This is a genomic window from Belnapia sp. F-4-1, from assembly GCF_000802185.1.
Lineage (GTDB): Bacteria > Pseudomonadota > Alphaproteobacteria > Acetobacterales > Acetobacteraceae > Belnapia.
Map to the genome: position 1 here is coordinate 2668012 of NZ_KN676113.1, position 19506 is coordinate 2687517.

20 protein-coding genes are annotated in these 19506 nt (G+C 71.5%); 12 read left to right on the forward strand and 8 right to left on the reverse strand.

Translation table 11 applies throughout. From position 1 onward, the window contains the following. The first annotated feature begins 31 nt into the window (after positions 1–31). Positions 32–157, forward strand: coding sequence for a type B 50S ribosomal protein L36 (gene ykgO / locus LH62_RS12600; RefSeq protein WP_043337704.1), 126 nt, complete (start codon positions 32–34; stop codon positions 155–157). Between the two features lie 71 nt (positions 158–228). On the opposite strand, the gene LH62_RS12605 is transcribed toward ykgO, so the two are convergent. Continuing rightward, positions 229–585: a hypothetical protein gene (locus LH62_RS12605; protein WP_043361717.1), complete on the reverse strand. Its 357-nt coding sequence runs from the start codon at positions 583–585 to the stop codon at positions 229–231. Positions 586–704: 119 nt separating this feature from the next. Between LH62_RS12605 and LH62_RS12610 the strand changes: the two genes are divergently transcribed. The 3 genes from LH62_RS12610 to LH62_RS12620 all read left to right on the forward strand — a co-directional run bounded on the left by LH62_RS12610 (position 705) and on the right by LH62_RS12620 (position 3673). Then, positions 705–2150: an FAD-linked oxidase C-terminal domain-containing protein gene (locus LH62_RS12610; RefSeq protein WP_043361720.1), complete on the forward strand. Its 1446-nt coding sequence runs from the start codon at positions 705–707 to the stop codon at positions 2148–2150. After that, positions 2147–3310, forward strand: coding sequence for an FAD-binding protein (locus LH62_RS12615; RefSeq protein ID WP_043361722.1), 1164 nt, complete (start codon positions 2147–2149; stop codon positions 3308–3310). The genes LH62_RS12610 and LH62_RS12615 overlap by 4 nt, the downstream gene beginning before the upstream one ends. Before the next feature lie 126 nt (positions 3311–3436). Next, complete coding sequence (locus tag LH62_RS12620) at positions 3437–3673, forward strand: hypothetical protein (protein WP_043361725.1); 237 nt, start codon at positions 3437–3439, stop codon at positions 3671–3673. 101 nt (positions 3674–3774) lie between these two features. Here LH62_RS12620 and LH62_RS12625 read toward each other — a convergent pair whose 3' ends face one another. Then, the gene (locus LH62_RS12625; protein WP_043361726.1) at positions 3775–4521 is read right to left on the reverse strand and encodes an SGNH/GDSL hydrolase family protein; all 747 of its coding nucleotides are present in this window, start codon (positions 4519–4521) and stop codon (positions 3775–3777) included. Positions 4522–4620: 99 nt separating this feature from the next. Here LH62_RS12625 and LH62_RS12630 point away from each other — a divergent pair, with 99 nt between their 5' ends. The 4 genes from LH62_RS12630 (at position 4621) to LH62_RS12645 (ending at position 8191) form a co-directional block, all read left to right on the forward strand. Further along, a complete protein-coding gene (locus tag LH62_RS12630; RefSeq protein ID WP_052214341.1) occupies positions 4621–5832 on the forward strand; it encodes an OpgC family protein in 1212 nt (403 codons plus the stop codon). After that, positions 5829–6590 carry an SGNH/GDSL hydrolase family protein gene (locus LH62_RS12635; RefSeq protein WP_052214343.1) on the forward strand — a complete coding sequence of 254 codons (762 nt, stop codon included), beginning with the start codon at positions 5829–5831 and terminating at the stop codon, positions 6588–6590. Before LH62_RS12630 ends, LH62_RS12635 begins: the two co-directional genes overlap by 4 nt. Before the next feature lie 63 nt (positions 6591–6653). Next, positions 6654–7970: a glycolate oxidase subunit GlcF gene (gene glcF, locus LH62_RS12640; protein ID WP_043361729.1), complete on the forward strand. Its 1317-nt coding sequence runs from the start codon at positions 6654–6656 to the stop codon at positions 7968–7970. Then, positions 7967–8191, forward strand: coding sequence for a DUF2798 domain-containing protein (locus LH62_RS12645; protein WP_052214345.1), 225 nt, complete (start codon positions 7967–7969; stop codon positions 8189–8191). The genes glcF and LH62_RS12645 overlap by 4 nt, the downstream gene beginning before the upstream one ends. A 111-nt stretch (positions 8192–8302) precedes the next feature. On the opposite strand, the gene LH62_RS12650 is transcribed toward LH62_RS12645, so the two are convergent. Continuing rightward, positions 8303–9388 (reverse strand): YihY/virulence factor BrkB family protein, encoded by a 1086-nt coding sequence (locus tag LH62_RS12650; protein WP_043361730.1) that lies wholly within the window; start codon positions 9386–9388, stop codon positions 8303–8305. Positions 9389–9521: 133 nt separating this feature from the next. Between LH62_RS12650 and LH62_RS12655 the strand changes: the two genes are divergently transcribed. After that, positions 9522–10508 (forward strand): tripartite tricarboxylate transporter substrate binding protein, encoded by a 987-nt coding sequence (locus LH62_RS12655; protein WP_043361732.1) that lies wholly within the window; start codon positions 9522–9524, stop codon positions 10506–10508. Between the two features lie 115 nt (positions 10509–10623). Here LH62_RS12655 and LH62_RS12660 read toward each other — a convergent pair whose 3' ends face one another. From LH62_RS12660 to sugE, 4 genes are all read right to left on the reverse strand, one after another. Then, on the reverse strand, positions 10624–11352 hold the full coding sequence (locus tag LH62_RS12660; protein ID WP_043361736.1) for a response regulator transcription factor: 729 nt from the start codon (positions 11350–11352) through the stop codon (positions 10624–10626). Between the two features lie 147 nt (positions 11353–11499). Next, positions 11500–12021, reverse strand: coding sequence for a metallophosphoesterase family protein (locus LH62_RS12665; RefSeq protein WP_043361745.1), 522 nt, complete (start codon positions 12019–12021; stop codon positions 11500–11502). Next, positions 12018–13910: a DEAD/DEAH box helicase gene (locus tag LH62_RS12670; RefSeq protein ID WP_043361746.1), complete on the reverse strand. Its 1893-nt coding sequence runs from the start codon at positions 13908–13910 to the stop codon at positions 12018–12020. Before LH62_RS12670 ends, LH62_RS12665 begins: the two co-directional genes overlap by 4 nt. Positions 13911–14090: 180 nt before the next feature. After that, the gene (gene sugE, locus LH62_RS12675; protein WP_043361748.1) at positions 14091–14411 is read right to left on the reverse strand and encodes a quaternary ammonium compound efflux SMR transporter SugE; all 321 of its coding nucleotides are present in this window, start codon (positions 14409–14411) and stop codon (positions 14091–14093) included. Positions 14412–15212: 801 nt separating this feature from the next. On the opposite strand from sugE, the gene LH62_RS12680 reads away from it, so the two are divergent. After that, positions 15213–16430 carry a cytochrome P450 gene (locus LH62_RS12680; RefSeq protein WP_043361751.1) on the forward strand — a complete coding sequence of 406 codons (1218 nt, stop codon included), beginning with the start codon at positions 15213–15215 and terminating at the stop codon, positions 16428–16430. A gap of 31 nt (positions 16431–16461) precedes the next feature. Then, positions 16462–17427, forward strand: a complete 966-nt coding sequence (locus tag LH62_RS12685; protein ID WP_043365716.1) for a tripartite tricarboxylate transporter substrate binding protein — start codon at positions 16462–16464, stop codon at positions 17425–17427. An 18-nt stretch (positions 17428–17445) separates the two neighbouring features. Here LH62_RS12685 and LH62_RS12690 read toward each other — a convergent pair whose 3' ends face one another. Continuing rightward, positions 17446–18699, reverse strand: a complete 1254-nt coding sequence (locus LH62_RS12690; RefSeq protein WP_043361753.1) for an aminopeptidase — start codon at positions 18697–18699, stop codon at positions 17446–17448. Between the two features lie 65 nt (positions 18700–18764). Here LH62_RS12690 and LH62_RS12695 point away from each other — a divergent pair, with 65 nt between their 5' ends. After that, complete coding sequence (locus LH62_RS12695) at positions 18765–19340, forward strand: DUF1349 domain-containing protein (RefSeq protein ID WP_043361755.1); 576 nt, start codon at positions 18765–18767, stop codon at positions 19338–19340. Positions 19341–19506 lie beyond the last annotated feature (166 nt).

The window sequence follows — 19506 nt, forward strand, 5'->3', positions numbered from 1 at the left end:
AACCCCTTCGCCTTGCCAGTGAGTCCGCGTCATGAAGATCCGCAACAGCCTCAAGACCGCCAAGACGCGCGACAAGAACTGCGTGGTGGTGCGCCGCCGCGGCCGCCTCTACGTGCTGAACAAGAAGAACCCGCGCCTGAAGGCCCGCCAGGGCTAAGCACCGGCCTCAGGGCCGTCCATCAGGGGTTCGAACCCGCCGCCGGCATCGCCGCGGCGGGTTTTTCTGCGTCATTGGGGCTTGAGCGTCTCCGTCCCCAGTCCGCCGCCGGTGGTCCAGGTGCCGCGCAGGCTGCCATCCGGCTCCACGCCGTAGATCGCGACGCCCGGCCGGTTGTCCACGACGAAGGAGATGGCCAGCATCCCACTCTGGATCAGGCCGAGGCCGATGATCTGGGCGTTGCCCACCAGCCAGCGGGCCAGCCAGGCGCCGTTCGGCCCCTCGCGCAGTTCGAAGCTGCCTTCATAGGGCGTGCCGTCGGGGTTCTGCCCCTCGATCGCGTAGCGGCCCTCGCGGAGCTGGGCGAAGGCGGCAGGGGCGATGGCGAGTAGGCCGAGGGCCAGCAGGAAGACGCGGCGCAGGGACAAGGGAGGCTCCGGGAGGAAAAGGCGGCGGAGAGTGACGCCGCGACCCCGCCGGAGCAAGCCCGGCGCTTGCCCCACGCGCCCCATCTGCCCATTTTCAGCGGAACGGAGGATTGCGCGCCATGATCGACCTGCCCGCCCCGAAGCCCGATGTCCTGGCCCGCCGCGACGAGATCCTGGCCGGCCTTCGCGCCCTGCTGCCCGGCGACGGCGTCATCACCGAGCCGGCCCGCGTCAAGCCCTACGAGACGGACGGGCTCTCGGCCTATCGCCAGCCGCCGCTGGCCGTCGCGCTGCCGCGGACGACGGAGGAGGTGGCGGCGATCCTCGGCTTCTGCCACCGCAACGGCGTCCGCGTCGTGCCGCGCGGGGCGGGGACGAGCCTCTCCGGCGGGGCGCTGCCGCTGGCGGATTCCGTGGTGCTCGGGCTGATGCGGATGAACCGGATCATTGAGGTCGACTACGCCAACCGCCTCGCCGTGGTGGAGGCGGGCGTCACCAATCTCGGCATCACCAACCATATCGCCGCCGACGGCTTCTTCTATGCACCCGACCCGTCCTCGCAGCTCGCCTGCATGATCGGCGGCAATGTCGGGATGAACTCCGGCGGGGCGCATTGCCTCAAATACGGCGTCACCGCCAACAACCTGCTCGGCCTCAAGGCCGTCACCGTCGAGGGCGAGATCGTCGAGCTCGGCGGCCGGCACCTCGACGCGGCGGGCTATGACTGGCTCGGGCTGCTGACCGGCTCCGAGGGGCAGCTCGCCGTGGTGACGGAGGTGACGGTGCGCATCCTCCATGCGCCGGAGGGGCAGCGGGCGATGCTCGCCGCCTTCAAGGGGACGGAGATCGCGGGTGCGGCGGTCGATGCGATCATCGGCAGCGGCATCATCCCCGTCGCGCTCGAGTTCATGGACCGGCCCTGCATCCATGCCTGCGAGGCCTTCGCCCATGCCGGCTACCCGCTGGATGCCGAGGCCATGCTCATCATCGAGGTCGAGGGCAGCGTCGAGGAGCAGGACATGCTGCTCGGCAAGCTGAAGGAGATCTGCTCCCGCTTCGACCCGATCAGCCTCAAGGTCGCGCAGACCGTGGAGGAATCCATGGCGATCTGGAAGGGGCGGAAGGGCGCCTTCGGCGCGGTCGGCCGCATCTCGCCCGACTATCTCTGCATGGACGGCACCATCCCGACCGGCGAGCTGCCGCATGTGCTGCGCCGCATCGGCGAGATGAGCGCGGAGTACGGGCTGCAGGTGGCGAACGTCTTCCATGCCGGGGACGGCAACCTGCACCCGCTCATCATGTTCGATGCCAATGATGCCGAGAGCTTTCGCCGCGCAGAGGCCTTCGGCGCCGACATCCTCAAGCTTTGTGTCGAGGTCGGCGGCTGCCTCACCGGCGAGCATGGCGTCGGTGTCGAGAAGCGGGACCTGATGCCGGTGCAGTTCACGCCCTTCGAGCTGGACCAGATGCGGGCGCTGAAATCGGCCTTCGACCCGCAATGGCTGCTCAACCCGGCCAAGGTCTTTCCGCTCGAGGGCAACCCGGTGCTGCGGCAGGCGGCATGAGCGACGTCCTGGCGCCCGCCGACGAGGCGGGGGTTGCGGCGGCGGTCGCCGAGGCTGCCAGGGCGGGCGAGCCGCTGGCGGTCGAGGGGCGGGGCACCAAGCGGGCGATGCTGCGGCCGGTGCAGGCGGCGCGGACGCTCTCGCTGCGCAACCTCAGCGGCATCACCCTCTACCGGCCGCAGGAGCTGATTCTTTCCGCCCGTGCGGGGACGCCGCTGGCGGAGATCGAGGCGGCGCTGGCCGAGCACGGGCAGCAGGTGGTCGCCGAGCCGCCGGTGCTCGCTGCGATCTTCGGCGGCGGGCAGGGGCCGAGCATCGGCGGGCTCGTCGCCACCAACCTGTCCGGGCCGCGGCGCATCACCGCCGGGGCGATGCGCGACCATGTCATGGGCATCCGCGCGGTGAACGGGCTGGGCGAGGCCTTCCACAATGGCGGGCGGGTGTTGAAGAACGTCACCGGCCTCGACCTCTGCAAGCTGCTGACCGGGGCGCATGGCACGCTCGGCGTCCTCACCGAGGTGACGCTGAAGGTGCTGCCGGCGGCCGAGCGCAGCGGGACTCTGGCCATCGCCGTGCCGGACCTGGAGACGGGGGTGCGGGCGCTCTCGGCCGGACTTGGCAGCCCCTATGGGGTGAACGGCGCGGCGCTGCTGGCGGGCGAGGCGCCGCGCGCCCTGCTACGGATCGAGGAGTTTTCCGAATCCGTCGCCTATCGCCTGGGCCGACTGCGCGAGGCGCTGGAGCGGTTCGGCGATGCCGCCGTGATCGAGGATGTGGAAAGCCGCGAGTTGTGGCGCGGCATCCGCGAGGCGGAGCCGCTCGCCGCCCAGCCCGAGGATGCGGTGTGGCGCGTCTCGGTGCAGCCGACGGCGGGGCCGGGCGTGGTTGCCGCGGCGGGGCTGCCGCGGGCGTTGCTCGACTGGGGCGGCGGGCTGGTCTGGCTGGCAGGGCCGGCGACGGCCGACTCCCATCGGCGGGTGATGGGGGCGGCGCGGACGGCGGGCGGCAGCTTCACCCTGTTCCGCGCGCCGGAGCCGCTGCGCGCGGCCGTGCCGGTGCTGCCGGAGGAGGGCAAGGTGCTGGCCGCGATCCGCGAGCGCATCCGTGCGGTGATGGACCCGAAGGGCATCCTCAGCCCAGGGAGGATGTACGCCGGGTAGGGAACGGGTTGCGGGGCGGCGACGGCGCTCGATGCCGTCCATGGCAAGGACGTGACCTTCGACGCCACCTCGCCGGGGAATGCTGGAAGCCCGACGGCTTAGGCGATGCCGCCAGGAGAAGGCGGGATGAGCGGCATCCACTGGGTGTTCAACGATCAGGCCCGGCGGCAGGTGGGCGCGCTCGCGCCCGACTGGAACGCGCTGACGGCACAGGTCGAGGCGCATCATGCCGCGACGGGGTCGTGGTGCCTCTGGGCGAGGGAGGCCGGCGGCCTTCAATCCTTAAACCGGTTGAGGTCCGGCGGGACCAGAGCCTTGAATCGCATCGGCTTCTGGGTGGAGTTTGAGGGTTTGAAGGATTGAGGGTGCTTCCGGCCTGGGTTCGGGGAAGCCGAGGCAGCAGTCAGAATTTGACAATATTCCTATAGCTTCGGCGAGGCACCGGGGGCAAGGGAAACCCGTCCTCAGCGGCCGGCGATGCGGCGGGGGCCGGCGGCGTCCACCATGGCATGGGTGAGGGCCTGGGCCAGGCAGTCATAGCCGTGGTCGTTGTGGTGCAGCCCATCGGGGCCGATCATCTCGGCACTCGGCGTACCGGCGGCCGCCCAGGCCTCCATCAGCGCGGCGCGGGAGAAAAGCGGGACGTGCAGGCGCGCGGCGGTGTCGCGGATCGCCCGGTCGAAACGCTCGAAATTCGGGCTGGCCAGGATGCGGGGGGCGCGCTGGCTGTCCATCAGCACGACATCGACGCCGCGGGCACGGAGGCGCCCGATGCCATCCTCCAGCAGGGCGGTGAAGTCCTCGGGCGCCATGCCGCGCAGCACCGCATTGGCGCCGGCCTGCCAGATGACCAGGGTGGGACGGGCCTGGATCACGTCCGCCTCCAGCCGGGCCATCATCTCCGTCACGTCCTCGCCGCCGCGGCCGCGGTTCAGCACGGTGAGCCGGGCCTCGGGCAGGGCGGCGTGGAGCCCGGCCTCGAGCCGGGCGGGGTAGGTGCGGTCCTGGCCGCTGGCGCCGGAGCCCTCGGTAGAAGAGGAGCCGAAGGCAATGACCGTCACCGGCCGGCCCTGGACGAGCGCGGCGCGGGTGGCGGGGAGGGAAAGGCGCTGGGCCGGGGCGGAGGGGCAGGGCTCCTCCGCACGGAGCGGGACCGGGCCGGTGAGCAGCAGGGCAAGGCCAAGCAGCAAGGCGGGGGGGAGGGCACGCATCTCCCCACGCTGCCGCAAGCGGGGGCGGCGCGCCAGTCCCGAAAAGGCGTGGCTTGCGCCCTGGCCGCAGGGCAGCCATGTGTGCGCCCGGAGGTGGCGATGCGGGGGCTCATCCGGGGCATGCAACCGGTGGCGGGCAAGCCGGTCCGCGACCTCCGGGCCGATGTCTTCCGGGGCATCGCCCTGTGGTTCATCCTGATCGACCACATCCCAGGCAACTGGCTGGGCGGGCTGACCCTCAGGAACGTCGCGCTCTGCGACGCCACGGAGGCCTTCGTGCTGCTGGCCGGCTATGCGGCGGGGCTGGCCTACGGGGCGGTGCTGGACCGCAGGGGCTGGGCCTTCGCGGCGGCGGCGCTGCTGCGGCGCCTCGGCACCCTCTACGTCGCGCATATCTTCCTCTTCGTCGTTTTCACCGCCCAGGTCGGCTATTCCGCCGCGGCGCTGGAGAGTTCGGCCTACCTGGACGAGATGCACCTCGATGCATTCGGCGAACAACCTTATCTTGCGTTGCTTCAGGCTTTGTTACTTCGCTTCCAGCCGGCCTTCCTCGACATCCTGCCGCTCTACATCGCGCTGCTGCTGATGCTGGTGCCGGTGTTGCCGCTGCTGCGGCGGCCGCTGCTGCTGCTGGGGCTTTCCGGCTTAGCCTATGCCGGGGTGCGGGTGCTCGACATCAACCTGCCGAACTGGACCGGGGGGGGCTGGTTCTTCAACCCGCTGGCCTGGCAGCTGCTGTTCTTCACAGGGGCGCTGCTCGGCTATGCGCCGCGGCGGCGGGGGCCGGCGCCGGCGGTGCCCTTCCATCCGCTGCTGATCGGGGCGGCGGCGGCGGTGCTGGTGCTTGGCCTCGGCATCGTGCTGCTCGGGGATTACGGCGAGCAGTGGCTGGCGGCGCTGCCGCAGCCGCTGGCCGACCTGCTGACCACCATCGACAAGACCGGGCTGCACCCATTCCGGCTGCTCTCGGTCCTCGCCCTGGCCTATCTCGTTGGGCATGCAGTGCCGCGGGGGGCGCATTGGCTGCGGAGCCGGGCGGCGGCGCCCTTCGTGCTGATGGGCCAGCACGGGCTGCCGGTGTTCTGCGCCGGCATCTTCCTCGCCTTCCTTGGCCGGCTGGCACTGGAGATGGACGATCGCTGGCCGATGCAGCTGGCGGTCAACCTGGCGGGGCTGGCGGCGCTCGTTTCGATCGGCATCGTCGGCGCCTGGTACCGGATGCGGGAGCATGGTGAATCGCCACATCACGCAACGAATTCGTTGCCTGCCGGCTTGCGGGCGCCGGTTGGGTCTTCTACGACAGTGACATGACCCTCGGCGCCGGCCGCGTCCTGCTGCTGCTCGGCTTGCTCCTGGCCTCGCATCCTGCGCGGGCCGGCGGCATGGCCTGCGACGCGCCGCTGGACCTGCTGGCCGCCAACGCCGCCCTGCCGGCGACGGCCAGGGCGGCGACCGGGGGGAGCCTCCGCATCCTCGTCGTCGGCAGCGCCTCGGTGCTGGGGCCGGGGACGAGCGGGCCAAGCGCGGCCTGGCCGGCGCGGCTGGAGGCGCTGATCCGGGCGCGGGTGCCGCAGATCAGGCTCGAGATGGTGACGCGGGGGGCGCGGGGCCTGACCACGGCGGAGACCGGGGCGATGATCGCCGCCGAGCTGGCGCGGGAGCCCTTCAACCTGGTGCTCTGGCAGGCGGGGACGGCGGAGGCGGTGCGTGGCCTCGACCTCGACGAGATGGTGGAGGAGCTGAACGAGGGCCTCGGCCGGATCGTCGCCGCGGGGGCGGATGCGGTGCTGATGGACCAGCAATTCTCCCGCTTCATCCGGGCCAATGCCAATGTCGATGCCTACCGGGATGCGCTGCGGCTGACGGCGGCGGCGCATGGCGTGCCGGTGCTGCGGCGGTGGGACCTGATGCAGGCCTGGGCGGAGGCGGACATCGTCGATATCGAGCGGGCCGGACGGCACGAGAAGGTGGCGGCGACGGACAAGCTCAACGATTGCCTGGCGCAGGCGATGCAGGCGCTGATCCGCGACGGGGTGGCGGAGGCGCGGGGGCGGCCAGGGCAAAGATAAGGGGGCAGAGGCAGAGTTCGTTCGCCCTGTTCGGGGGCGCACGGGGCGGCCTATATCTGTGTCATGCAAACCCATTTCTCGCCGGAGCAGTTGCAGGACCCCGACACGCGGGAAAGCAACGGCATCCTCCGCACCTGCGTCCATTGCGGCTTCTGCACCGCCACCTGCCCGACCTTCCTGTTGCTGGGCGACGAGCTCGACAGCCCGCGGGGGCGCATCTACCTCATCAAGGACATGCTGGAGGGGGGGAAGCCCGCGACCGAGGAGGTGGTGCGGCATGTCGACCGCTGCCTCTCCTGCCTGTCCTGCATGACGACCTGCCCATCTGGCGTGAACTACATGCACCTGGTCGACCATGCGCGGCGCTACATCGAGGAAACCTATGACCGGCCCTGGCATGAGCGGGCGCTGCGGCGGGTGCTCAGCGGGGTGCTCCCCTACCCGAAGCGGTTCCGGGCGGCGCTTGCCGGGGCGCGGCTCGGGCGGCCGCTGGCGGGGCTGATCCCCGGCGCGCATGTGCTGGCGCAGCGGATGCGGGCGATGCTGCGGCTGGCGCCCGGCGCGCTGCCGCCGCCGAGCCCGATGCAGGCGCCGCAGGTGCATCGCGCGGAGGGCGAGCGGCGAGGGCGCGTGGCGCTGCTGACGGGCTGCGCGCAGCAGGTGCTCGCCCCTTCCATCAACGAGGCGACCATCCGGCTGCTGACGCGGATGGGGATCGAGGTGGTCATCACCCGCGAGCAGGGCTGCTGCGGGGCGCTCGATCACCACATGGGCCAGCATGACCCGGCGATGCGGCTGGCGCGGGCCAACATCGCCGCCTGGAGCCGGGAGATCGCGGGCGAGGGGCTGGACGGCATCGTCATCAACACCTCGGGCTGCGGGACGACGGTGAAGGATTACGGCTTCATGTTCCGGACAGAGCCGGAGGCCGAGACGGCGGCGCGGGTGGCCGGGCTGGCGATGGATGTCTCGGAGGCGCTGGTGAAGTTCGGTTACCAGCCGAGCCGGGAGGCGCCGGGGCTGACGGTCGCCTATCACGCGGCCTGCTCGCTCCAGCACGGGCAGCGGGTGACGGCGGCGCCCAAGCAGCTGCTGGCGCGGGCGGGGTTCACCGTGCGGGAGCCGGCGGAGCCGCATATCTGCTGCGGCTCCGCCGGCACCTACAACCTGCTGCAGCCGGAGATCGCAGGGCAGCTCCGCGAGCGGAAGCTCGGCAACATCGAGCGGACGGGGGCGGACCTGATCGCGGCGGGCAATATCGGTTGCCTGACGCAGCTGGCGGGCGACCGGATGCCGGTGGTTCATACCGTCGAGCTGCTGGACTGGATGGCGGGCGGGCCGGCGCCGCCGGCGGTGGCCGCAGCGCAGCGGGCGGCGTGATCCCGGCCCGCTACGGGGTGCTGCTCTTCCCGCTGGTCATGACCTTTTTCATGGCCGGCGTGGTCTCGGCGCTGCTGACCCTGGTCAACCTTGGCCTGCGGCCGGACTTCCTGCTGCTGTGGCTGGCGAATTGGGTGCTGGCCTGGTGCTTCGCCTTTCCCGCCGCGCTGCTGGCGATCCCCGTGGCGCGGCGGATCGTCGGCTGGCTAACGGCGGGGTAGAGCAAGCTCCGGTCAGGTGGCGTCACCTGGCCGGAGGTATTTGCTGGCAAAGAACAATAAGCTGGAGCGGGGTCCGTGAGCCAGTGCGAACGGAGGGCGCTCCAGCGCGCGTCAGGCCACGGTGTCGGCCATCTTCGCGCCGCGGGCGCCCATCGGCCGCTCCGGGCCGCTGGTGGTGTCGCGGGCGGTCTGGTGCTCCATCTCGGCATCCAGCTCGGCGCCGGCGAGGACCACGGTCGAGGAGAGCCAGACCCAGGTCATGAAGCCGATCACCGCGCCGAGCGAGCCGTAGGTCTCGTTGTAGCTGCCGAAATTCGAGACGTAGTAGGAGAAGCCGACCGAGAAGGCGACGAAGCCGATGGCGGCGACGGCGCTGCCCCAGCTCACCCAGCGCCATTGCGCGCGGTCGCGGCTCGGCCCGTAGCGGTAGAGGAAGGCGAGGAAGAGGCCGATGGCCCCCAGCAGCACCGGCCAGCGGGCGAGGCCGAGCAGCGTGCCGATGGTCCCGCCTATGCCGAGGAAGCTCAGCGCCACGGGCAGCACGACGACGGCCACCATCGCCAGCAGGATGAAGAGGATGCCGCAAAGGGTGAAGGCGAGCGTCACCGCCGTGCGCATGAGGAAGCCGCGGCGCTCCTTCTCGGAATAAACGATGTTCAGCGCGTCGACGATCGCCTTCATCGCCTGGTTCGAGGACCAGAGCGAGGTGGCGAGGCCGATCACCGCGCCGATGCCGAGGCTGGTGCCGCCCTTGGAGACGATGCGCTTCACCTGCTCGTCGACGATTTGCATACCACCTTCGGGGACGATGACGGCGATGGCGCGGAGATGCTCGCCGATGGTCGCCGGGTCGGCGAAGAGGCCGTAGATGGAGATCAGCGCGCCGATCGCCGGGAAGAGGGCGAGCAGGGTGTAGAAGGTGACGCCGGCGGCCTCGGTCAGCAGGCGGTCCTCGGAGATCTGCGAGGCGGTGCGCTTCAGGATGTCCCACCAGCCGCGGGCGGGGATCTGGGCCGGGTGGGCGGCACCCCGGCCGCGGTCATCGGCCGGGGTGCCGGGGGCGGGAGCGGGGGCGCCGGGGCGGCGAGCGCGCTGGGGCTGGCCCGGCGGGCGGCCGGCGCCGAAGAGCAGGGTGGCGCCGGCGGCGAGCGCGACGACGGTGGCGAGAAGGGCGTTGGGCTGGGAGTCGGACCGCATGCTCGGCTCTCCAAGGATCGGGAATCGCACCGGTCAACGCGCCGATGGCGCTCGGGTGCCCGGTTGATCGCGAATTGCAGCCGAGGCGTTTCCGGGGCCTCCTTGGGGCAACAGGCCGGGAAGGATTCGTGTCATGCATCCGCGACGCCGATGGCTGCTGGCCGCGCCGTTCCTTGCTCCGCTGCCCGTGGCGGCGCAGGGCGGCTGGCCGGAGCGGCCGATCAGCCTGGTCGTGCCTTTCCTCGCCGGCGGCTCGACCGATATTGCGGCGCGGATCATGGCGGAGCGGATGGCGCCGCAGCTCGGGCCGGCGGCGCGGATCGTGGTCGAGAACCGGGCGGGGGCGGGGGGATCGGTCGGGACGGACTGGGTGCGGCACCGGCCGGCCGATGGCCATACGCTGCTGCTGGCCAGCGCCTCGGCGCTCGGGACCAATCCGGCGGCGCTGCCGGAGCAGACGCCCTACGATCCGGTCGAGGATTTCACCGCCATCGCGCTGATCGGCGGTGGGCCGATGGTGCTGGTGGTGCCGGCGGCCTCGCCTTTCCGCGACGTGCGGTCGCTGCTGGAGGCCGTCAGGGCGAAGCCGGGGCAGATGACCTGGGCGACCTCGGGGGCGGGCGGCATCGGGCATCTCACCGGCGAGTATCTCAAGCTTCGAGCCGGGGGGCTCCGGGCTGAGCACGTGCCCTATCGCGGCGGCTCGGCGGTGATGGAGGCGCTGGCGAAGGGGGAAGTCGATTATTCGCTCGAGGTGTTGGCCTCGGTGGCGCCGCATCTGCGCGACGGCCTGTCGCGGGGGCTGGCGGTGAGCTCGCTCCGGCGGCATCCGCTCTTCCCCGACATCCCGACGCTCGACGAGAGCGGGTTGCCAGGCTTCGAGGTGACGACCTGGAACGTGCTGGTCGGGCCGCGAGGGCTGCCGGAGGGGGTGGTGGCGCGGCTGGCGGCGGCGGCAGGGGCGGTGCTGGCCGACCCGGTGGCGGCGGGGCGGCTGGCGGCGGCCGGCGTCGATCCGGCCGGGCCGGGGACGCCGGCGGCGACCCGGGCTTTCCTCAAGGCGGAGCGGGAAAAATTCGCCGGCATCGTCGAGCGGGCCGGGCTCCGCCTCGGGCGCTGAAGGCCGGGGCGGGGAAGCCTGACGCGGCTTTGCCGCGGCAGGCGATGCGAGGCCTCAGGACCCAAGGCGAAGATCCGGGGGCCCGCGATGCCGCGAAGCGGTTTCGTGGGGAATATCAGGCCGCGCGGCGAGCCATCATGCGGGAGGTGGCGACCGGGTTCAGGCGGTAGCCGCCGCTCTCGGTGACGAGGAGGCGGTTGTCCGCCGGGTCGGTCTCGATCTTCTGCCGCAGGCGGTAGATATGCGTCTCGAGCGTGTGGGTGGCGACGGCGGCGTTGTAGCCCCAGACCTCGCTCAGCAGGATCTGCCGCGGCACCGGGCGGCCGCCGGCGCGGTAGAGGAATTTCAGGATCGCCGTCTCCTTATCGGTGAGGCGGACCTTGCGCTTGCGCTTCGGCTCCAGCAGCAGGCGCGCGCTCGGGCGGAAGATGTAGGCGCCGATCGGGAAGACCGCATCCTCGCTGTTGTCGAAGACGCGGAGCTGGGCGCGCATGCGGGCCATCAGCTCGGAGATGCGGAAGGGCTTGGCGATGTAGTCGTTGGCGCCGGCATCGAGGCCGCGGATGACATCGGATTCCGCATCGGCGCCGGTCAGCATCATGATCGGCATGCGGCGGCCCTCGCGGCGGAGGGTGGCGCAGAAGTCGCGGCCATCGCCGTCGGGTAGGCCGACATCGAGCAGGACGAGGTCGTAATGCGTGTCGGCGGCGAGGCGGCATTCGGCCTCGGCGAGGCACTCCGCCTGGTCGGCCACGAACTCGCAGCCATAGCCCAGCTGTTCCGCCAGCGTGGCGCGCAGCATGGCATCGTCCTCGACGATCAGCACCCGGCGGAAGGCGGACATGGGTCTTCTCCGTTATTGGCGCGACCGGCCTGTTGCCCGCCGCTTGTTCTGATGGCGAGGAGGGTAAGCCCGGGTCATCGCGGGGCGATGTGATGCAAGTCACAAATGCCGCGCTGATTGTCGCAAATGTCCCGTTCGGGGGCCTGTTCAGGCTTTCGGCCGGGCCGGCTTCCGCTGGGCGGGCTCGAAAATCCCGGCGAGGGTGACGGGGCGGAAGTCCCAGGCGTCGACGCCCACATCCGCCTGGCGCGGCAGGGGCTTGAGGCGGCCATGGCTGTGGCCGTGCAGGTTCAGCCAGCCGCGGCTCATGTTCCGCCAGGTGCGGAAGGCGTAGTGGCAGAGGACAACGTTGTGGCCCCCGAGCGAAAGCTCGGCATAGGGCTGGATGCTGGCCCAACCCGCCAGGGCGAGGGTCGACGGGCCGTCGTTGTTGCCGGTGACGAGGTGCTTGCGGCCATGCAGGCGGGCGAGCAGGGCGGCGAGCGCCTCGGGCTTCGGGCCGATGGCGAAGTCGCCGAGATGCCAGACCTCGTCATCCGGGGACACTGTCTCGTTCCAGCGTTCTGCCATCGCCGTGTCCATCTCGGGGACCGAGGCGAAGGGGCGGCGGTAGAGGGCGCGGGCGCCGGCATGACCGAAATGCGTGTCGGCGGTGAAGAAGACGGTCACTGGGCCACCCGGCGGCCGACCGGCGGGCGCCAGTCGCGGCGCTGGCGCGCGGCCCAGCCGAAGCGGTGGTCGCCCTCCAGCAGGTGCAGGTGCTCGCGCAGGCGGTTGCGGCCGAGCCAGGCGCGGGCGGCTTCCAGCTCCTCCACCGACATCTCGCCGCGCCCCTTGCCGAGCACGCGTTTCAAGGCGGCATTGTAGGCGTGGTAGAGGCTGGCGCCGCGCGGGATGGCGCCCGACAGGCCCTCGGCGGAATCCTCCACCGCCTGGGCTGCGACCAGGTCGCCGAGCTGGTGGCGCAATTGGCGCTCGGCGCGGGAGGGGGTGAGGAGGTCGGCCTGCTCCTCCTCCGGGGTGCGCGCGGCGGCGAGGCCGGCGGCGAGGTCGGGGCCGGGGCGGAGCGTGCTGAGGCGAAGGGTCAGCGCATTGCTCTCGAGCGGGATGATGCCCTGGCGCTCGCGGGCCTCGGCCAGCTCGTCCTCCAGCCAGTCGGGCAGGGCCAGCGTCGGCTGGCGGGGCGGTCGGCGGTCGGGTTTCGCGCGCGTGCCCTGCTCGCGCTCCATCCGCCAGCGGAAGCGGGCGAAGAGCGGGTCGTCGGGGTGAAAGACCAGGGCGCGCTGGGACTCGTAAGGGCCGGCGCGCGGATCGACCCGGGTGGCGCGGGCGACCATCTGCTCCAGCCAGGGGCGGGAGCGGATATGGGTGAGCGCCGCGACCACGGCGACCTCCGGCGCGTCCAGCCCCTCATAGGCCATGGCGACGGTGACGAGGATGGAGGGCTCGGCGGTGAGGCGGAAGGCGGCCAGCGTCTCCTGCGCGCCGGGCTCGTCGGAGACGGCGAGCGCCGTGCTGCCGGCCTGGCCCGGCGGCACCCAGTTGCGCAGCAGGTCGAGGTAGCGCCGCGCCTCGCGCTGGTCGGGTGCTACGACCAGCAGCTTGCCGAGGCCGCGCGGAGTCTCGCCCGGCGCGGCGCCGAGGGCGCTGCGGCGCTCGGCGCGGAGGCTGCGCGTCGCCAGGAAGGCGCGGCGGAGCAGCCCCTCGGCGAAGCCGGTGCGGAGCGCGGTGAAAAGGGCGGGGCGCGTCGCCTCATGCGGGGCGGGCGCGCGGAGGCGGTGCGGGCCGAGGCGCGGGCGCTCGCCGCCCCCCTCCGGCTCCGGGCCGAGCCAGGCGGCCTCGCCGTCGAGGGCGCCGAAGGAGACGGGGAGGACGGCGCGTTCGGCAAGCGCCCGAGCACGGCTGTACCCGACCACGGCCCAGCCGGGCGCGGCGAGGTCCACCTCCTGCTTCCCGCCCGCGGCGCGGCGATAGGGCAGCCAGAGGATGCGGCGGCCATCGGCGCGTTCCAGCGTGCCGGACAGCAGCAGGCGGACCGAGGCGAGGGAAAGCAGCGGCTCGATCGGGGCGGACCAGGCGGCGGCATCGGATGCCGCGTCGTGGCCGCCGGCGGCATCGGCCTCGGCCAGGGCCGGGAGGTGGTGGACCTCGTCGACGACGAGCAGGTAGCGGTGGCGGCGGAAGGCGGCGAGGTGGAGGTCGGGCGCGGCGGCGATGCCCTGGTAGGTGGTGACATAGCCGGCGAGGCCGCGGCAGGGGTCGCCCGGGCTGTTGTCGGCGGCGCGGACGGAAAGGTCATGGCCAAGGGCGGTGCGCCAGGCGGGGTCGGCGAAGGCTTCCTCCGCCTGGAGGCGGAGGCTGTCGCGCGGCACCACCCAGCAGACGCGTTCGCAGAGGCCGGCGCCGATCAGCGCATTGGCGGCGAGAACGGGCAGCAGCGACTTGCCGCCGCCCGGCGTGACCGCGGCGAGCACGTCGCGCAGCCCGCCGGCCTCGCCCGCGGCGATGGCCTGGACGATGGCGAGAAGCTCGCTCTGGTGGCTGCGGAGGGACCGCATGGAAGACCCGCGACTCGGAGGAGTCTAGAATCTTGAAGTTGCATGGATTCTCTGTCGAGCGTCTTTCGCCCGGCGGCGAATCTCCACTCGCGGTCTCGATCCCGGCGACGGGGCGGTAGGGCCTGCTTCGGAAGGATGGCCGCCATCTCCCCTGGGCGGATCGTCGCGTGCCCCGGCGTACTACGCCGGACTGGACAGCTTCATGAGCAGGAGGCCGCTCACGATCAGCCCGGCCGCGAGCAGGCGGGACAGGCTCACCGCTTCACCAAGGAAGGCAATTCCGACGACGAATGCTCCGACCGCACCGATCCCCGTCCACACGGTGTAGGCCGTGCCAAGCGGGAGCACCCGCATGGACCATGCGAGGAGGCCGAAGCTCACCAGCATGCCGACCAGGGTGATGACGGAAGGCCAGAGGCGCGTGAAGCCCTCCGACTGCTTCATGGCAGAGGCCCAGACGACCTCGAAAAGACCAGCAATGAAAAGAGTAAGCCAAGCCACGACAGCCTCCTGCGAACAAGCCGCCGGGCCGTCCCGGACCTGAGCCCACGAAGGGGGAGGACGTGGCCTCGCTCGGGGCATTTGGAGCGAAGGTGGCGGGCCGTCAACATCTCGGGCCCGTCCCGCCCTGGCCGCTTTCCCGCCATTCCGACGCGGGTTTCTAAAGCCTAGTCGAAAATAGCCGCGGAAGCGGTGATGCGTCCGAGCGCGAGCGCTCCCAGGGCAACGTGGAACATGGCCTCGGCGGGTCGCGGCGCCGCTTGTCTTTGAGAGCGACACGGAACCGTCGCGCGGCCCAGCTGAAACCGCAACCGGCTACCCGACGGCTATTCTCGAGAGTGCTCCAAGTCATGAGTTGTCGCATCGGGTAATATTGCGCCGAACTCCGCACTTGAAGCGTTGAACAGGTGCCTGCGGCCCCGCTTGGATTTTATGCGTTTACCGCAGCCCGAAGAACGACAGTACCGCGACAACGACGACTACGAGCCCAACGATGTAGATGATATTGTTCATGCCAATGCTCCACTATCCGCAACAAAGGCCGAGTGCGCCGGCCGCAGACCATAAGCGTCGCGAAGCGGTTCGGTTCCCCAACAGCACCGCCGACTGCCGAAGAGCTCCGGCACCATAGGGTTCAACCGTTTGAAGCCAGCCTGCTGCGGCAGAAGCTCCCTGCCCGGTCTCGCCCCAAGCTTCGGGAAGCGCCGTGCGGCGGGCCGCATTTGCGGAGATGCGTCTTTCTGCGGCCCCTGGCCATCAAACCGTTTTCCTGCTTCCCGCAGCGGGCTCTAAGCTCCGGGGATGACTGCCGATCCTGCCCTGGCCGAGGGCTTCGACCTCAGGCGCCTCGATGCCGCCTTCTATGCCGATCCCTTCCCGGTCTACCGGGCGCTGCGCGAGCACCAGCCGGTGAAGCGGCTGGCGGATGGCTCGCTGTTCCTGACGCGCTGGACGGACCTCGACCGGATCTACCGCGACACCAGGACCTTCTCCTCCGACAAGCATGAGGAGTTCCGACCGAAATACGGCGCGTCGCCGCTCTACGAGCACCATACGACGAGCCTCGTCTTCAACGATCCGCCACTGCATACGCGCGTCCGGCGGCTGATCGCGGGGGCGCTGATGCCGCGGGCGATCGCGGCGATGGAGCCGGGGCTGCACGCGCTGGTGGGGCGGCTGCTGGATGCCGTCGCCGAACGGGGCGAGGCGGATCTGATCGAGGATTTCGCGGCGGCCATCCCGATCGAGGTGATCGGCAACCTGCTCGGCGTGCCGGTCGAGGAGCGGGGGCCGCTCCGCGGCTGGTCGCTCGCCATCCTCGGCGCGCTGGAGCCGGTGGTGACGCCGGAGGCGGCCGCGCGGGGGAATGCGGCGGTGACTGAATTCCTCGGCTACCTGCGCGGGCTCGTCGCGCGGCGGCGAGCGCGGCCGGGGGATGCCTCGACGGACGTGCTGACGCGGCTGATCGAGGGCGAGGCGGATGGGGAGCGGCTGACCGAGGCCGAGCTGCTGCACAATTGCATCTTCCTGCTGAATGCCGGTCACGAGACGACGACCAACCTCATCGGCAACGGGCTGGAGCTGCTGATGCGCTTCCCCGAGGAGCGGGCGCGGCTGCTGGCGGAGCCGGGGCTGATCGGGACCGCGATCGAGGAATTCCTGCGCTACGAAAGCTCCAACCAGCTCGGCAACCGGCGGGCCGTGGCGGAGGCGGAAATCGGCGGGGGGGCGGGGGCGCCTGGGACGCTGCTCACCCTCTGCATCGGCGCGGCGAACCGGGACCCGGCGCGGTTCGAGGACCCAGACAGGCTGGATGTCGGGCGGCAGCCGAACCGGCATCTCGCCTTCGCCGGCGGGCCGCATATGTGCGCGGGCATGACCCTCGCGCGGCTGGAGGGGAGGATCGCCATTGGCGCCTTCCTCCAGCGCTTCCCGGATTACGGGCCGGCGGGAAAGGCGGTGCGGGGCGGGCGGGCGCGGTTCCGGGGCTTCCTCTCGCTGCCGGTGCGGGTGGCATGATACGAAGGGGCAAGGGATGGAGCTTCGCCGCATGACCCGTATCACCCGCCGCGCCGCGCTGGCGGCCGGCCTCGCCGCTTCGGCCTCGCAGGCGCTGGCCGCCTTTCCGGACCGGCCGGTGCGCTGGCTGGTCGGCTATCCGCCGGGGGGCGGGACGGATGTGCTGGCGCGGCTGGTCGGGCAGAGCATGGGGGCGCGGCTCGGCGTGCCGGTCGTCATCGAGAACCGGCCAGGGGCGGCGACCAACATCGCGGCCGAGGCAGCGGCGCAGGCAGCGCCGGACGGGACGACCGTCTTCACCGCGGGGAACGAGACGCTGGTCTTCAACCCGGCGCTCTACAAGCGGCTGCCCTTCGACGCGGATACCGGGCTCCGGCCGCTCGGGCTGATGGCGCGGTTCCACCTGGTGCTGTGCGCGAAGCCGCAGGGCGGGGCGGCGACGCCGGCCGAATTCCTCGCCGCAGCCAAGGGGCGGATGATCGACTATGCCTCGCCGGGGATCGGCTCGCCGCATCACCTGGCGATGGAGCGGCTGGCACGGGACCTCGGCATCCGGCTGAACCACGTCCCCTATCGCGGCCTGGCGCCGGCGATGACGGACCTGATGAACGGCACCGTGGAAGCGGCGGTGCTCGACATGGCGGCGGGGGCGGAGGTGATCCGCACCCGCAAGGTCCAGCCCTTGGCGCTGCTCTCGGCGGCGCGGCTCGAGGGGCTGCCGACCCTGCCGACGGCACGGGAGGCCTATGGGCTCGCCGGGTTCGAAGCCTATGCCTGGCAGGGGCTGACGGCGCCGGGGCGGACGCCGGATGACATCGCCGGGCGGCTCTCGGCGGATCTCGCCGCGAGCGTGGCGGAGCCGGCGGTGCAGGCGCGGATGCGGGAGATCGGGCTCGACCCACTGACCGGCGGGCCGGAGGAGCACCGGGCGATGATCGCCGCGGAGCGGGCGATCTACTGGCCGCTGATCCGGGGGCTGGGGCTCAGCTTGGATTGAGTGCGGGCCGGTGCGGCGCTACCGCACCCATTCGCCCGCGCGCATCAGCGGCTCGGCATTCCCCGCGGCGTCGATGCCGTCCACATCCGTCTCGGCCGAGCCGATCATCCAGTCGACATGGATAAGGCTGGTATTCGCCCCGGCCGCATCGAGCGCGGCCTTGTCCAGGTTCTGGTCGAGGAAGCACTTCGAATAGGCCTGGCCGAGGGCGATGTGGCTGGCGGCGTTCTCGTCGAAGAGGGTGTTGTAGAAGAGCAGGCCGCTTTGCGAGATCGGGTTGGAGTTCGGCACCAGGGCGACCTCGCCGAGCATGCGGGCACCTTCATCCGTGCCGATCATGCGCTCGAGCACGGGCTGGCCGGTGCTGGCATGGGCTTCCGTGATGCGGCCGGCCTCGAAGCGGACGCGGATGTCCTGGATCAGCGTGCCCTGGTAGGAAAGCGGCTTGGTGGCGGCGACCACGCCCTCCGTCACCGCCCGGTGCGGGGTGGTGAAGACCTCCTCGGTCGGGATGTTGGGGTTGCCGGTGATGCCGTTCTTCGCCGTCGAGAGCCCGCCCATCCAGGCATGGCCGTCCGCCAGGCCGACCTTGAGGTCGGTGCCCGGGCCGCGGAAGCGGAGTGCTGCATAGCGGCGCTCGTTCAGGATGCGGCGCTTCTGCATCAGCCGGTCGTTATGCGCGGCCCAGGCGGCGGCCGGGTCCGGGGCGTCGGCGCGGGAGGCGGCGAAGATCGCGTCCCAGAGGCGGGTGAGGGCGGCCTCCTCCGGCAAGTCGGGGAAGACGGTGGTGGCCCAGGCGGGGGTGGCGCTGGCGACGAGGGTCCAGTTGATCGCCGTCGCGGTGATGAGTTCGAGCGCGGGGCGGTAGGCGACGGAGCGGGCGCGGTTGGCGCGGGCGACCTTCGCGGGGTCCTCGGCGGCCAGCAGGGAGGGGTTGTCGCCGACGATCGCCAGGCGGGCGGCGCCGCGGCGGAAGGCCTCCGCCATGCCGTCGAACAGCCAGGCGGGGGCGGTGTCGAAGGCCTCGTCCGGGGCGTGGCGGTAGCGGGCGAGGGCCATCTGGTCGTCGCCGAGCAGGCAGGTGACGAGGGAGGCGCCGGCCTTGTAGGCCTGCTCGGTGATGCGGCGGGCGAGCGGCAGGGCCTCGACCGGGGCAGTCATCACCAGCTCCTGGCCGGGGGCGAGGTTGAGGCCGACGCGCACCGCGAGCGCCGCCAGCCGGTCGAGGCGCTCGGCATGGGCGAGGGAGGCGGCGGGCTGGTGCGTATCCATGGCGATGATCCTCGGCGGGCGGGCGACTATCCCCCAGCGCCGGGACGGGCGGCAAGGGAGGGGGCATGCTGGAACGGGGCAACTGGCTGAACGAGCCGGCGGAGTGGGGGTTCGAGGCGGACGGGCTGCGCGTCGTCACCGGCCGGGCGACGGATTTCTGGCGGGAAACGCATTACGGCTTCACCCGGGACAGCGGGCATTTCCTCGGCATCGCCACCGAGGGGGACTTCACCGCGGAGGTCCAGGTGCGGGCCGGGTACCAGGCGCTCTATGACCAGGCGGGGATCATGCTGCGGCTCGACGAGGGGCACTGGCTGAAGGCCGGGATCGAGTTCTCCGACGGGCAGGCGATGCTGGGGAGCGTGCTGACGGTGGGGCGATCCGACTGGGCGACGGGGCCTTATGCCGGCGATCCCGGCGATGTCCGCCTGCGGCTGACGGTGGCCGAGGGGGTGGTGCGGGTGCAGGCCTCGGCGGATGGGCGGCGCTGGGGGCTGGTGCGGCTGGCGCCCTTTCCGAAGGCCGCCTCCTATCTCGTCGGGCCGATGTGCTGCACGCCGGAGCGGGCGGGGCTCGAGGTGCGCTTCACCGATTTCCGGCTCGGGCCGCCGCTCGGGCGGGACCTGCACGACCTCGCCTGATCCATTGCCGGCAGGTGACGGTGGCGACATCCGGTTGCGCATAGTAACCCAATGGTTCAGGCAGGGCGGCGCTTGCAACTCCTGCGGCTCCGAACCGTTCGCCTGCCGATTCCTCCTGTTCCAGGCTGATTGCGATGCGCCCTCGACCCCGACCCGAGACCTTTCC

Coding starts and splice junctions, on each gene's coding strand:
- LH62_RS12625 (WP_043361726.1), bottom strand. CDS start 4,521: ATGCGTGCCCTCCCCCCCGCCTTGCTGCTTGGCCTTGCCCTGCTGCTC.
- LH62_RS12635 (WP_052214343.1), top strand. CDS start 5,829: ATGACCCTCGGCGCCGGCCGCGTCCTGCTGCTGCTCGGCTTGCTCCTG.
- glcF (WP_043361729.1), top strand. CDS start 6,654: ATGCAAACCCATTTCTCGCCGGAGCAGTTGCAGGACCCCGACACGCGG.
- LH62_RS12620 (WP_043361725.1), top strand. CDS start 3,437: ATGAGCGGCATCCACTGGGTGTTCAACGATCAGGCCCGGCGGCAGGTG.
- LH62_RS12680 (WP_043361751.1), top strand. CDS start 15,213: ATGACTGCCGATCCTGCCCTGGCCGAGGGCTTCGACCTCAGGCGCCTC.
- LH62_RS12660 (WP_043361736.1), bottom strand. CDS start 11,352: ATGTCCGCCTTCCGCCGGGTGCTGATCGTCGAGGACGATGCCATGCTG.
- LH62_RS12655 (WP_043361732.1), top strand. CDS start 9,522: ATGCATCCGCGACGCCGATGGCTGCTGGCCGCGCCGTTCCTTGCTCCG.
- ykgO (WP_043337704.1), top strand. CDS start 32: ATGAAGATCCGCAACAGCCTCAAGACCGCCAAGACGCGCGACAAGAAC.
- LH62_RS12695 (WP_043361755.1), top strand. CDS start 18,765: ATGCTGGAACGGGGCAACTGGCTGAACGAGCCGGCGGAGTGGGGGTTC.
- LH62_RS12630 (WP_052214341.1), top strand. CDS start 4,621: ATGCGGGGGCTCATCCGGGGCATGCAACCGGTGGCGGGCAAGCCGGTC.
- LH62_RS12670 (WP_043361746.1), bottom strand. CDS start 13,910: ATGCGGTCCCTCCGCAGCCACCAGAGCGAGCTTCTCGCCATCGTCCAG.
- LH62_RS12685 (WP_043365716.1), top strand. CDS start 16,462: ATGACCCGTATCACCCGCCGCGCCGCGCTGGCGGCCGGCCTCGCCGCT.
- LH62_RS12610 (WP_043361720.1), top strand. CDS start 705: ATGATCGACCTGCCCGCCCCGAAGCCCGATGTCCTGGCCCGCCGCGAC.
- LH62_RS12690 (WP_043361753.1), bottom strand. CDS start 18,699: ATGGATACGCACCAGCCCGCCGCCTCCCTCGCCCATGCCGAGCGCCTC.
- LH62_RS12650 (WP_043361730.1), bottom strand. CDS start 9,388: ATGCGGTCCGACTCCCAGCCCAACGCCCTTCTCGCCACCGTCGTCGCG.
- LH62_RS12615 (WP_043361722.1), top strand. CDS start 2,147: ATGAGCGACGTCCTGGCGCCCGCCGACGAGGCGGGGGTTGCGGCGGCG.